This window comes from Sporichthya polymorpha DSM 43042, assembly GCF_000384115.1.
GTDB classification, from domain to species: domain Bacteria; phylum Actinomycetota; class Actinomycetes; order Sporichthyales; family Sporichthyaceae; genus Sporichthya; species Sporichthya polymorpha.
In genome coordinates, this window is the sequence record NZ_KB913029.1 from 2,404,580 (window position 1) to 2,417,856 (window position 13,277).

At 71.3% G+C, this 13,277-nt stretch carries 9 protein-coding genes; 6 read left to right on the top strand and 3 right to left on the bottom strand.

All coding sequences use genetic code 11. The features are described 5' to 3' along the window. Positions 1-54 precede the first annotated feature (54 nt). Positions 55-1,776 carry a DUF4012 domain-containing protein gene (locus tag SPOPO_RS0111925; RefSeq protein ID WP_033384999.1) on the top strand — a complete coding sequence of 574 codons (1,722 nt, stop codon included), beginning with the start codon at positions 55-57 and terminating at the stop codon, positions 1,774-1,776. Positions 1,777-1,965: 189 nt separating this feature from the next. Here SPOPO_RS0111925 and SPOPO_RS0111930 read toward each other — a convergent pair whose 3' ends face one another. Together SPOPO_RS0111930 and SPOPO_RS0111935 are read right to left on the bottom strand one after the other, a co-directional pair. Then, the gene (locus tag SPOPO_RS0111930; RefSeq protein WP_019875011.1) at positions 1,966-2,505 is read right to left on the bottom strand and encodes a hypothetical protein; all 540 of its coding nucleotides are present in this window, start codon (positions 2,503-2,505) and stop codon (positions 1,966-1,968) included. A 237-nt stretch (positions 2,506-2,742) separates the two neighbouring features. After that, a complete protein-coding gene (locus SPOPO_RS0111935; RefSeq protein WP_019875012.1) occupies positions 2,743-3,375 on the bottom strand; it encodes a pentapeptide repeat-containing protein in 633 nt (210 codons plus the stop codon). Between the two features lie 364 nt (positions 3,376-3,739). Here SPOPO_RS0111935 and SPOPO_RS0111940 point away from each other — a divergent pair, with 364 nt between their 5' ends. Next, positions 3,740-4,252, top strand: coding sequence for an LPXTG cell wall anchor domain-containing protein (locus SPOPO_RS0111940; RefSeq protein WP_084671033.1), 513 nt, complete (start codon positions 3,740-3,742; stop codon positions 4,250-4,252). Between the two features lie 267 nt (positions 4,253-4,519). After that, entirely contained in the window at positions 4,520-5,248 is a 729-nt protein-coding gene (locus tag SPOPO_RS29210) for a DUF4184 family protein (RefSeq protein WP_019875014.1), read from the top strand. Between the two features lie 3 nt (positions 5,249-5,251). Here the strand turns inward: SPOPO_RS29210 and SPOPO_RS29215 are convergent, their stop codons facing one another. Next, the gene (locus tag SPOPO_RS29215; RefSeq protein ID WP_051098355.1) at positions 5,252-6,892 is read right to left on the bottom strand and encodes an Hsp70 family protein; all 1,641 of its coding nucleotides are present in this window, start codon (positions 6,890-6,892) and stop codon (positions 5,252-5,254) included. A gap of 555 nt (positions 6,893-7,447) precedes the next feature. Between SPOPO_RS29215 and SPOPO_RS0111955 the strand changes: the two genes are divergently transcribed. The 3 genes from SPOPO_RS0111955 (at position 7,448) to SPOPO_RS34355 (ending at position 13,236) form a co-directional block, all read left to right on the top strand. Then, a complete protein-coding gene (locus tag SPOPO_RS0111955) occupies positions 7,448-12,094 on the top strand; it encodes a beta strand repeat-containing protein (protein ID WP_156869835.1) in 4,647 nt (1,548 codons plus the stop codon). Positions 12,095-12,286: 192 nt separating this feature from the next. Beyond that, positions 12,287-13,087 carry a hypothetical protein gene (locus tag SPOPO_RS0111960; protein ID WP_028984718.1) on the top strand — a complete coding sequence of 267 codons (801 nt, stop codon included), beginning with the start codon at positions 12,287-12,289 and terminating at the stop codon, positions 13,085-13,087. Then, a complete protein-coding gene (locus SPOPO_RS34355; protein ID WP_211210889.1) occupies positions 13,075-13,236 on the top strand; it encodes a hypothetical protein in 162 nt (53 codons plus the stop codon). Before SPOPO_RS0111960 ends, SPOPO_RS34355 begins: the two co-directional genes overlap by 13 nt. Positions 13,237-13,277 lie beyond the last annotated feature (41 nt).

Genomic DNA, 13,277 nt, shown 5'->3' on the forward strand with positions numbered 1-13,277 from the left:
GTGCGGAGATCGCTACGCCGGTTACGGCGGCGGCACCCGCGTCGCTGGCGTGCGTTGCAGCTGGGTGTGGTCGGCGCCGTCGTGCTCGGCGTGCTCGGTCTCGTGTGGGTCGGCGTCACCGCGATGATGGCGCGCAGTGAGCTGAACAAGGTCCGCGCCGGCGCCCCGCAGCTGCGCGCGCAACTGCTCGCGGCCGACATCCCGTCCGCCACCGCGTCCGCAGATCTGATTGCGCGTCAGGCTACTCGGTCCCACAAACTCACGAGCGGCCCCGCGTGGGCGGTGATCAGCCGCATCCCGGTGCTCGGCGACCCGTTCGAGACGGCGCGGGGCATCACCGGGGTCGCGAACGAGCTCGGTCGCAACGCGCTGCCGGAGCTGGTCGAGGCGGGCACGACGATCGACCCGTCCGCCGTCCGCGGGGACGACGGCCGCATCGACATCGCCGCCCTGCAGCGCGTGACTCCGGCCCTCGACTCGGCCGCCGCGTCGATCGACCGCGCCATCGCGCGCACCGAGCAGCTGCCCGCCTCGACGTACCTCCCGGTCGTCGACGACGCCCGCGTCGACCTCCTCGACGAGCTGCGTCCGTTGGCCCATATGGCTGAAGCTTCCCAGCAGGCGGCGCAGCTGCTGCCGCCGATGCTCGGCTCGGCCAAACCGCAGACCTACTTCCTCGGGTTTCAGAACAACGCCGAGGCCCGGGGGACCGGCGGCCTCCCCGGCGCGTTCGCGATCGTGAAGGCGTCGAAGGGGAAGATCGACTTCGTCGGGTTCCACAACGACGACGAGCTGAAGGGCGTCACCGCGAAGATCCGGTTCGACACCGAGTACGAGGAGCTCTACCGCAACGCCGCCACCAAGACGCTGTTCCTCAACAGCAACCTCTCGCCCCACTTCCCCTACGCGGCCGCGATCTGGGCCGACATGTGGCAGCGGCACTCCGGCCAGCGCGTCGACGGCGCGGTCGCCGTCGACCCGGAGGTGCTCAGCTACCTGCTCGCGGTGACCGGCCCGGCGAAACTGCGCGACGGCACCCAGCTCACCGCCGCGAACGTCGTCGAGCTGACGCAGAGCACGGCCTACAACCGCTTCGCCGATGACAACGCGGCCCGCAAGCAGTTCCTCATCGAGATCGCCGCCGCGGCGGCCGACAAGGTCACCGGGTCGGTCGGTGACCCCGTCGCGCTCGCCCGCGCCCTGGCCCGCGCCGCCGACGAACGCCGGCTGCTCGTCTGGAGTGCGAACAAGGACCTGCAGGCGTTGATCGAGCAGACCGAGCTCTCAGGCGCCGTGCCGGTCACGGACGCGCCGTACGTCGGGCTGACGATCATCAACGAGGGCGGGAACAAGCTCGACTACTACCTCGACCGCTCGCTGACCTGGGAGCGCGGGGCGTGCGGGGAGGACCGGCCGGTCACCGCGACCGTCCGCCTCGCCAACACGGCCCCGGCCGGCCTCTCGCCGTACGTGACCTCGCGGTCGGACGGCCCGGACTACCCGATTCAGCCTGGCGACCACCGGGTGACGATCTACTACGCCGCGACCTCCGGCGCCGTGCTGGAGTCGGCGACGATCGACGGCAAGGAGGTCGGCGTCTCCGCCGGCCGGGAGCGGGGGCACCCGGTGTTCATCGTCGACGTCGAGCTGCCCCGCGGGAAGCCGCGCACGGTCGTCCTTAACCTCGACGAACCCCACCGGGCCGGGGACCCGATCGTCTTCCGCCAGCCGCTGGTCCGCGACCTCGCCGTCGAGGTCCGCGACACCCCCTGCTGACCCCCCACTGGAGATGACATCTCCACCGGGATCGGCCCCTTTCCACTGGAGATGTCATCTCCAAAGAAACGGGTTCACGTTTCCGGCTCCGGACGCGCCGAGACCCCCTCCGCCGGGAGATCGTCCCGACGGAGGGGGTGGCTGTAGCGGCAGCCGGCGCAGGCCTGACGGCGGGTCAGGCCCGCGGGCTCAGTAGTGGTACGACTTGCGACGCCGGGCGAGGAAGCCCGCACCGGCGACGACGGCCAGGCCGGCGGCCGCCGCGGTCGCGACGGCGGGGGAGGAGTTGCCCGACCCCGTCGTCGGGGTGGCGAGCATCGTCGGCTGGAGGGTCCGCTCGGTCGCGGTCCGCTCACCGCAGAGGTTGAGGCCACCGATGAGGAGGCTCGACGTCGCCACCGAGCCGGAGTTGCGCCCCGTCGCGGTGAGCGTCTGCTCGCACAGCGCGCTCTTCGGAAGCTTGATGACGCCGGTGGCCGTGCCGTCCGAGTTCGCCGTCAGGGTTCCGAGCGGGAGATCCACGCCGGAGAGGGTGATGTCGATGAGCTCGCCGGTCTCGAAGTTGAGAACCGTGATGGTGATCGTCCCGCCGAGAATCGGGTTGAACAGACTGATCTGAAGCAGTGCATCCGGCGTGTACGGCGCAGCCGTCGCCGGGGCCGCCGCCGGGATCGCGAGCGCGGTGGCGCTGCACACCCCGGCGAGAACGGCGCGTGTGGTCGTGCGCATGGCGGAATGCCCCTTCGCAATGGGCCCGCGTTGTCCGGCTTGGCCCCCGTGCGGCGGACGTTAGTGAGGTCCGCAGTACGCGCGCGTTTCGTGATGCTCTGCCGGACGCGACGACTTGGCCCCCTTCGTGCGGAAATGTCCGAGTTGTCCAGCCACTTCCGGGCCACAACCCGTGATCGAAAGATCACCGAATCGGACCAACCCGCTTTTGTCGCCCGCGCCGAATCTGTCGGGGCGTCAGGCTCTGCGGCGTCCCCGCGTGCAGAGGAACCCGACGCCGCCGGTGACGGTCAGGCCGAGCAGCAGGGCCGCCGCGACCTGGCCGGGGGCGTCGCCGGTCAGCGTCGCGCTGTGGGCCACGTTGCCCCACCCGGTGCTGTCGTCCCCTACGTTGCCGTCGCCCGTGTTGTTGCTGCCGACGTTCCCGTTGCCGGTGTTGTTCTCGCCGATGTTCCCGGAGCCCGTGTTGCCGGAGCCGAGGTTGCCGCCCGAGCCCGAGTCGCACGCGTCCCGGCCGCCGATGACGATCTGCGTGGTCGCGACGAACCCCGACGTCGTGCCGGTCGCGACGACCTCGTGCAGGCAGCGCGCCGACGGCGGCAGCTGGACGCGCTTGGTGGCCTCGCCGTCGTCGTCGGTCGTGACCGAGCCGAGCGCGACCGGGTCGGAGTGCAGCTCCAGTTCGACGAGCTCGAGCGGCGCGAACCCGAACAGGTCGAGCCGCAGGATCCCGCCGACGGACGGGTTGTACGGGCCGGCCGCGACCTCGGGCTCGTCGGTGTAGGGGGCGGCCGCTGCGGTCGCGGCGCCGGTCAGGGTCAGGGTCGCCGCGGCCACGAGGGCGGCGAACGCGGAGCGCGTCGGTGACACGGGGCCTCCCTCGGGGGCTCAGGGCTGCGAGGTCCGCTTTGCCCGGGTGCCGCGGGACGCTAGTTGATCAGGGGGACGCCTGTGACTGCGGCGCTGTCCGGGTGTGTCCCGGTATGACCGGTTTCGACGCGTGTGGTGAGCGATGGGGCATCCGGCGGTCTGCGTCCGGAAATCACCGGAATGGCCGAATCATCGCGCCTGCTGCTGACGGGTCGTCAGGAGTTTTGGGAGGCGACGGGCGATTCGTCCGGAGCGCCTCGTCAAGATCACGTAATCGGGGCCCGCAAGATCTCAGATTCCCCGGACGCGCGCCGATCTCGGCCCTTAGGTTGCTTCGCAGGGGAGAAACCGGGGAGGACTTGTCATGTCTGTTTCACTGCGCGGAGCCGCTGTGCTGGCGCCCGCCGTCGCGGCCGGCGCGCTGCTGTTCGGAGCGACCGCCGCCACCGCGGCGCCGTACCTCGACGAGCCCGTCGCCTCCGCCAGTGACACCAACCCCGAGGTCGGCGGTTCGGTCACGCTGAACCTCGACGGCTACGAGCCGCTCGAGCAGATCGGCGTCGACGTGCACTCCAAGGTCGTCCGCGTCGCGACCGTCCGCGCCGACGCGCAGGGCGCCGCGACCGTCACGGTCCGGATGCCCGCCGGCTTCACCTGCGAGCACTACATCGAGTCCACCGGGCTCACCAGTGGCCTGGTGACCCGGGTGAACATCGTCATCGGCGACCCGGCCGATTGCCGCGACGCCGACGCTCCCGGCGAGGACGACGGCACCGACCTCCCGAAGACCGGTGCCGCGGTCGGTGGCCTCGCCGCCGCCGGCGCTTTCCTGACCCTCGGCGGTGTCGCCCTGGTCCGTCGCCGCCGCTCCTCCTGAGCAGCCAGCGCCACCTTTAGCCCCTTACGTCAGCGGGACCGAGCGCTATAGCGCCCGGTCCCGCTGACGTTGCGCCGCCGAGAGGGGGTGACACCCTTTCTGGCGCCAGAAAGGGTGTCACCCCAGTGGCGCCAACAAGGGGTGTCACCCCCAGTGGGGCGGGGGTGACTTTTGCGATCTGTGCGCCCTGATTTGGGCGATCACGTCCGATTCGCGTGCTTACCTCGAACGGCCGGGGACCCGCCCGGCCTCGGGAGGGAGCGCGCGGTGCCGTTCACGGTCAGCCACGTGGCCGTCGTGCTGCCGCTGATGCGGACGCCGCTGCCGGCGTCGGCGCTGGTGATCGGGTCGACGGTGCCGGACCTGCCGGTCCACCTCGCGCACCGGCCGACGGAGACCACCCACTCCTGGAGCGGAGTGTTCGGCCAGGACCTCGCGATGGGCCTCGCCGGCTGGGCGCTCTGGCACGGGCTGCTCGCGGCCCCCGTCCTCGCCGGGGCGCCGGCGGCGGTGCGGGCCCGCGCGGCCGGCGTCCGGCTGGGGCTCGGTTGCCGGCTCCGGGACGTCCGTGAACTCGGGCTCGTCGTCGTCGCCCTGCTGCTCGGCTCCGCGCTGCACGTCCTGCTCGACTCGTTCACCCACGTCGACCGGTGGGGGACCTCGCTCGTCCCGGCGCTGAACGAGACCTACGCCGGGCACGCCGGGTACTCCTGGCTCCAGTACGGCGGGAGCGTGCTCGGGCTCGCCGTCGTCGGCGCGGTGCTGCTGCGCGCGTGGCGCGGCCCCGGCCAGTCCTGGACGCTCGTGATCGCCAGCGCCGCCGCCGTCGGCGGACTGATCGGCCTCCACGGCGCGGTCAGCTCCGGCGACCTGCGGACGATCGCGTACTACGCGGTCACCCGCGCGTCCGCCGCCCTGCTCGCGGCCGTCCTGCTCCTGGCCGCGGCCTGGCACCTGCGCCGCGCGTTCGCGCCGCCGGACCGCCTCTCGGCCTAGGAGTTACTTCGCCGCGCGCGGGGCGGAGGCGACCTTCAGATCCTTCACCGGCTTGTCGGTGATGGCCGGGGTCGCGGGGTTCCACGCCGTCGCGCCGACGAAGATCGCGGCGGTCAGGACCGTCAGCGCCATCGAGCGGCGGACGCTCACCAGCGAGCGCCACGTCCAGCTCGCCTGCAGGGCCTCGAGCTCGACGTCGTCGACGGCGGAGAACAGCTGGTCCTCCAGCGCCGGTCGCGGCGGGGGCAGCGTCTCCGCGGCGCGGATCGGGGCGGGGGCGTCCTCGACGAGGAGCGCCTCGACCGACCGGACCGCCCGGGCCGGGATCACCGCCGGACGCGGAGCGATGGGGGTCGCGACCGCGATCCCCTCCAGCCCGACCACCTCGGGGCGACGGGCACCCCGGCGGGGACGGATCGGCTTGCTGCTCGGGCCACTCGGGGCCGGGAGCGGGAGCGCCGGAGCCACGGGCGCCTCGGCCACGGGCGCCTCGGCGACCGGGGCGGCCTTGATCTTCCGGGCGGTCTTCACGACCTGCTTCGCGGCGGCGAGCACTGGGGCCGGCGCGGCGGCCGGGGTCTCGCCGAGCGCGAGGACCGCACCCGCGGCGATCGCGGTGGCGGGGGTGGCCCCACCGGCGCGGACGACCGGGCGCTGGAACTGACGCGAGACCAGCTGGGTCACGAACGGGATCCGGGCCGAGCCGCCGATTGTCAGCACCGCGGCGAGGTCCGCGGCCGCGACGCCGGCGTTCTCCAGCACCGAGTCGAGCACGTCGACGGTCGTCTCGAGCGGCCCGGCGATCAGGCCCTCGAGCTCGGACCGGGTCAGGCGCACCGAGCCGGCGATGCCGGGCAGGGCGACCTTCACGGTCACGGCGGTCTCGGTCGACAACTTCTCCTTGGCCGCGACGCACGAGGCGCGCAGCGCGGACAGGGCGGCGCCGGTCGCGGCGTCCTCGGCGTCGAGGGCGGCGAAGGCAGCCTGCTGATCCGGCGTCAGACCGGAGACGACGTGCGCGAGGACGAGGTCGTCGAAGTCCGCGCCGCCGAAGTCGGCGAGCTCGGCCGGCCGGCCGAGGACGGACCAGGTCTGCCCCGCCGCGTCGAGCTGGACGACCGCCGCGTCGAACGTGCGGCCGCCGAGGTCGTAGATCGCGAGCTTCGTGCCGGGCTCGTAGGCCGCGTCCTGCGCACCGAGCGCAGCGGCGGCGACGGGCTCGGCGACGAGCGTCGCGTTGGCGACGCCGGCCTCGGCGAGGGCGGCGGCGAAGAGCTCACGCTTGTGCGGGCCCCAGGTCGCGGGGTGCGTGACGGCGACGGCGTCGGGCGCACGGCCCTCCTGCACGCTCGCCTGGTCGACGACCCACGCGACGAGCTCCGCGGCCACGCGGTGCGCGGCCGAGGCCGCCCCGACGGCCGGGATCATCGGCGTCTCGTCGCCGATCCGGCGCACGAAGCCGCGCAGGACGCGATCGGCCTCCGCCGTCGCGACATCCGCCACGGCGTGGCCGTAAAGCCGGGCCCCGTCCGTGCCGATGTAGACCACGGACGGCACCACCGCGGAGTCGGCGCCGAGCGAGGAGCCGCCGGCTCCACCGTCGCGCGCGATCGTCGCGGCTGTGTATGACGTGCCCAGGTCCACGCCCAGTCGGTAACCCACTCGTCAGCCCCCCAGCTGTCCCCCTGCTACCCCTTAGAGGGGACCACGGCCCGTTTGGTTGCCTGCCGGGGTTTGCTGAATGGAGACCGTGCGTATTCGCACACCGCCGGAATCGCTGCCAAAAGCACCGGCGCGGGGCCTAACGGCCCGTTGTGGCGGAATGTCCGTTTGTTTCCCGGAGGGCGCCGAATTGGCACCCTGACCGGACGGAAAGGCCGTTACCGAGAGTCACCCGAACGGGCGAACTTGCCTTTGGGCGGTTAGTTCCCGGCTTCGTCCGATTTGGTGACCGCATCGTGCCTTCAGGCCTGCGACCAGCGGCTTTGCGCGTTCTTGACAAGGGATATCGCCGATGGTGGCCTGTGACCCGCGGACCCCCTAATCGCCGATTGGGGGGTGTCGTGAGAGCCCCTAAGGCCCCGGCCGAGCATTGGGGATGGTGCCCGATGGACGGCTCCAGTGAATTTCTAACGTGATCAGAAGAACCGGTCCGATGTGGATCGGTCACACTGACCAATTTTGGTGGGGGAGCCCGGCATGGCAGCACCTTCGATGCTCGAGTGGATCATGGATCTGCTGCGCGACAGCGACGCGCGCACCGCCTTCAGTCGGAACCCGGAAGCCGCCCTGGCGGCCGCCGGCTTCTCGGCCCGCTGCGGCGAGGAGGTCCAGCAGGCGCGCCTCGCGCTGGCGGACAACCCGTGCATCCGGGAGGTCGCGGGGGTCTCGATTCCTGACATCGACGTCCCCGGCGGCCAGGTGGGCGGCGTCACGCTTCCGCCCGCGGAGGACGGCGTCAGCCAGATCATCTACATCATCAACAACTACGAGCTGACCGAGGACAACGACACCACGAACACCAACACCGGCAACGGTGCGGTGCAGACCGGTGACGACAACGTCAACGCCCCGAACAACAGCGGCGTCGTGAACACCGGTGACGGCAACGTCATCAACAACGGCGACCAGAACGGCAACACCGGGACCATCGTCAACGGCGACGGCAACACCGTGAACAACGGTGGCCTCATCGGCGGGGACGTCATCGGTGGCGACCTGATCGGCGGCGACCTCCTCTCCGGCATCCTCAGCCCGAACGGGGACCAGAGCATCCTGAACAACATCGGCCTGCTCAACGGCGGCCTCGTCAACGGCGGCCTGCTGAACGGCGTTCTCAACGGCGCGCTCAACGGCAACGACGTGCTCAGCGGCCTGCTCAACGGCACCGACGTCGCCAACGGCGCCGACGTGCTCAGCGGCCTGCTCAACGGCACCGACGTAGCCAACGGCACCCTGAACGGTGCCCTCAACGGTCTGCTGGCCGGAGGTCTGCTCAACGGCCTCGACGTCACCGACGTCATCGACGGAGGCGTCGCGAACGGCCTCGGCGGCATCCTCAACGGCGCCGGCCTGCTCAACGGCAACGACGTCCTCGGCGGCCTGCTCGCGGGCAGCCTGAACGGCGCGGACGTCGTCGCTCCGCTGCTGAACGGCCTCGACGTCGGTCTGATCAACGAGCTCAACCCGTTCGTCTTCGCCCCGGTGCTGAACGGCGCCCTCGGCGGGCTCCTCGGCGGCGCGGACGTCGACGCGGACGTCGTCGGCGGTGTGCTGAACGGCCTCGACGCGGGTGTGCTGAACGGTCTGCTCGGCGGCGGCATCGACGAGATCGGTGACGTCACCGTCCTCAACGGCATCCTCAACGGCATCGGCAACGGCGCCGTCCTCGGCGTGGCACCGGCGGTCCTCAACGGCCTCGCCGGCGGCATTCTCAACGGGACGCTGAACCCCGACACGGCCCTCAACCTGCTCGGCGGCGCGGGCGTCGGCGGCATCCTCACCGGCGACAACGCGCTCGCGAACGTCCTCGGTCAGGCGGACATCCTCAACCTCGCCAACGAGGGCGGCCTGCTCAACAACCTCGCTGGCCAGGCCCTGCTCGGCGGGCTCCTGAACGGCGACGAGGGTGTGCTCAACGGCCTCGCCGCGCTGACCGGCGAGGAGGGCGTCCTCAACGGCCTCGCCATCGACGCGCTCACCGGCGAGGAGGGCCTGCTCAACGGCCTCGACGTCGACGCGCTCACCGGCGAGGAGGGCATCCTCAACGGTCTCGCCCTGCTGACCGGCGACGAGGGCCTGCTCAACGGCCTGCTCGGTGGCGGTCTCGCCCTCGACGCGCTGACCGGCGAGGAGGGCGTTCTCAACGGCGACATCCTCGGTGGCGGCCTGAACGCGCTGAACATCGGCGCGATCACTGCGGTGCTCGACGACGTCTCGCCCGTCACCACGGTCGGCGAGCTTCTCGAGGGCGGGATCCTCTCCGGCGACGTGCTCGCCAACGTGGCCCCGCTCCTGAGCGTGCTGAACCCGGACGCCGCGATCGGTGACCTGCTCAACGGCACCGACGTCACGGCGATCCTGACCGACGTCCTGAACCCGACCGCCCTGGTCGGCGACGTGCTCGACGCGGGCATCCTCAACGACGCGTTCGGGCCGATCTTCGCGAGCGTGGCCGACATCGACCCGACCGCGGCGGTCGCTGACGTCCTCAACGGCAACGTCATCCCGGTCAACGTCATCGCGCCGCTGCTCAACGGGATCGCGGCCGGCGCCCTGTCGCCCGCGCTCGCGGCCAACCTGCTGAACGGGATCACCGCCGGCGCCATCGACGCCGACATCCTGAACGGCCTGGTCGACGTCGCGACCGGGGCCATCGCTCCGGACGTGCTGACCGACCTGATCACCACCGGGGCCATCACCCCGGCGGTCGTGGCCGACCTCCTCGGTGGCGTCACGAACATCTCGCCGGCCGTCGCGGCCGACCTGGTCGACGCCATCGCCACCGGCGACGTCCTCTCGCCGGCCATCCTGGCGGACCTGCTCACCGGCAACGTCATTCCGGTCGACGTCATCCCGGCGCTGCTCAGCGGCAACGTGATCCCGGTCGACGTCATCGCACCGCTGCTCAACGGCAACATCATTCCGGTGGACGTCGTTCCGACCCTGCTCAGCGGGATCGGCACCGGCGCCATCACCCCGGAGCTGCTGACCGACCTGATCGACGCCGGGGCCATCGGCGTCGCCCCGACGGTGGTCGCGGACCTGATCGACGGCATCACCACGGGCGCCATCTCGCCCGCGGTGGTCACGACCCTGCTCAACGGCGTCGTGGGCAACACCATCTCGCCCGAGATCCTCAGCGACATCGTCGCCGGGGTGACAGGCAACGCCATCGGGGCCGAGCTGCTCACCGACCTGGTCGATGCCGCCACCGGCGACGTCCTCTCGCCGGCGATCATCGGCGGCCTGGTCGACGCGGTCACCGGTGACGTCCTGTCCCCGGCGATCGTCGCCGACCTGCTCGACACCGTCGCGGCGGGTGCCATCACGGCCCCGGTCACCGTCATCCCGGCTCTGCTCAACGGGCTGACGACCGGTGCGCTGGACGCGGACGTCCTGTCCGACGTCATCGGTGGCATCACCACCGGGGCCATCGGCGCCGAGGTGCTCGACGACCTCACCGCCGCGATCCTCTCCGGCAACCCGGTGACCGCGGTGCTCGGCGACATCCTGAACGGTGCGGACGTCTTCGCGCCGATCGACGCCCTGACCGGCGACATCCTCGAGGGCGCGGACGTGTTCGCCCCGATCGACGCCCTGACCGGCGACATCCTCGAGGGCGCGGACGTGTTCGCCCCGATCGACGCCCTGACCGGCGACATCCTCGAGAGCGCGGACGTGTTCGCCCCGATCGACGCCCTGACCGGCGACATCCTCGAGGACGGGGTGTTCGCTCCGGTGGACGCGCTGACCGGGGACATCCTCGACGAGGGCATCGCGGCCGGCGTGGACGCCCTGACCGGGGACATCCTGGAGGACGGGGTGTTCGCTCCGGTGGACGCGCTGACCGGGGACATCCTCGACGAGGGCATCGCTGCGGCGGCGGGCGACCTGCTGTCCGACAACGACGTTCTCGCGGTCGTCGGCGACGTCCTGGAGGGTGCGGCGGTCGGCGACGTGCTCGGCGGCAACGACGTCGGGAACGTGCTGAACGGGCTTACGCTCGGTGCGATCACGTCGATCCTCGCGGACTTCGACCCGGCCACGACCGTGGGTGACCTGCTCACGGACAACGCGCTGGGCGCCGTGCTGGCCGACAACACCATCGGCGACGTGCTCGGGACCGCGCTCGGCGATGTCGCGTCGGGCAACACGCTCCCCGCGATCACGACCGTGCTCGCGGCGCTGAACCCGGCGACCACCGTGGGCGACCTGCTGACCGGCAACGAGCTCGACGACCTGCTGACCGGGGACATCCTCGGCGGCGCCCTCGCCGGCGGCCTGTCGGACAACGCGCTGGACGTCGTGGCTCCGATCGTCGGCAACGAGCTGCTGAACCCGGAGACCGGTGTCCTGGCTCCGATCGTCGGCAACGAGCTGCTGAACCCGGAGACGGGTGTCCTCGCTCCGATCGTCGGCAACCAGCTCGTGGACGACGTCCTCGCCGGTAACGGGGGCCTGCTCAACGGTCTCCTCGGCCAGGGCGGGATCCTGAACGGCGGTCTCGGCGGCGTCGGCAACGGCGGCGGTCTGCTGAACGACATCCTGGGCGGCAACAACAACGTCGTGGCCGACCTGCTCGGCGGCGACGGTGGCCTCCTCGGCACCGGCGGTGTCGGCGGGATCCTCACCGGCGAGGACGGCGTCCTCAACGGCGTCCTCGACGACGGCATCCTCAACAGCGAGGACGGCCTGCTGAACAACGTCGTGGGCGACACCGGCATCGTGGGCAACGTCCTCGGTGGCGGCGTGGGTGGCGTCCTCAACGGCGAGGACGGCGTGCTCAACGGCGTCCTGGGCGACGGCGTCGGCGGCATCCTCAACAGCGACGACGGCCTGCTGAACAACGTCGTCGGCGACACGAGCGTCGTCGGCAACGTGACCGACACCGTCGACGCCCTCACCGGCCCGAACGCGCTGCGCGACGCGATCAGCCCGACGGTGGACGACACCGTCGACGCGCTGACCGGCCCGAACGCTCTGCGCGACGCGGTCAGCCCCGTGGTCGACGCGACGGTGGACCCGGTGATCGAGGATGTTCTCGGCACCGACGTCGATGTTCTCGACTCGCTGGACACCATCACCAGCACGGTCGCGGCTGACGTCACCGACGTCATCCTGTAACTCCGCAACACCCGGCGGCCCCACCCTCCTCGCGAGGGTGGGGCCGTCGGCATTCCTGGGGCCCCAACACCCCTCTAACGTCAGCGAGATCGAGCGCTATAGCGCTCGATCCCGCTGACGTCCCGGGGGTTTTGGGGCCTTATCCACAGGGCGGGGCGGGGCCCACAGCAAGATCCCCGACGATGCGGCCTCATGAGCCACACCCGAAGGGACCGGATCTCGCGGCGCGCCGCCATCGAAGCCGCCGCGAGGCGGCAGGGCAATCTCATCGGTCGACGGCAGCTCTACGCCCTGGGCGTGACGCGCAGCCAGGTGCGCGCGGAGGTGCAGGCGCGGCGCTGGAAGAAGCGCGGCTACCAGTGCGTCCAGATCGGCGACGCCGATGAGACGACTCCCTACTGGCGCGCAGTGTTGGAGGTCGGGCCGACGGCGGTGATCGACGGCGCCAGCGCTCTGATCCTCGCCGGCCTGCGGACGATCACGTCGGCCGAGATCCACGTCGCCGTCCCGCAGGGGGCCTGGTACCGCCGGTGCAAGCGGGTCCGCGTGCACGAGACGCGGCGCTTCCGCGAGGTGGATGTCCTCCGGAACGGGCTCCCGCGCATGAAGCCCGCGACGGCTGCCGTGCACGCGGCACTGTGGGCACGCACCAACCGCGAGGCCGCCCTCTTCGTCATCGCCTCCGTCCAGCAGCGTCTGGTCGCGGTTTCCGAGCTCGCGGATGCTGTCGCTCTCGTGAAGCGCGACAAGCGCCGAGCACTCTTGAAGGGCCTGCTGATCGACGTCAGCGATGGCATCGAGTCCATTGATGAGCGCGCCTTCGCCGCGGCCTGCCGCAGACGAGGGACCCCAAGCCCGACCGGCAGGTCGTGGTCCAACTCCCCACGGGCCGAGTCCGCTACGACAACTACTGGGGCGACGTCCTGGTCGTGGAGATCCACGGAGTCCAACACCTCGACGCCGCGATGGCGACGCGCGACATGCTCAAGATGAACGCGGCCTCGATGGCCGGACGCGCCGTCATCCAGATCACCAACTTCGCGGTCCGGACGAACCCGGACCCGTTCCTCGACCAGATCCAGTCCGTTTTGGCGGCAAGGGCCTACAAACCCTCACAACGTCAGCGAAAGCGCGCGCTATAGCGCTCGATCTCGCTGACGTTATGGAGAGAACTGCGGGCCCT

Coding starts and splice junctions, on each gene's coding strand:
- SPOPO_RS0111940 (WP_084671033.1), top strand. CDS start 3,740: ATGTCTGTTTCACTGCGCGGAGCCGCTGTGCTGGCGCCCGCCGTCGCG.
- SPOPO_RS0111960 (WP_028984718.1), top strand. CDS start 12,287: ATGAGCCACACCCGAAGGGACCGGATCTCGCGGCGCGCCGCCATCGAA.
- SPOPO_RS0111930 (WP_019875011.1), bottom strand. CDS start 2,505: ATGCGCACGACCACACGCGCCGTTCTCGCCGGGGTGTGCAGCGCCACC.
- SPOPO_RS34355 (WP_211210889.1), top strand. CDS start 13,075: ATGCTCAAGATGAACGCGGCCTCGATGGCCGGACGCGCCGTCATCCAG.
- SPOPO_RS0111955 (WP_156869835.1), top strand. CDS start 7,448: ATGGCAGCACCTTCGATGCTCGAGTGGATCATGGATCTGCTGCGCGAC.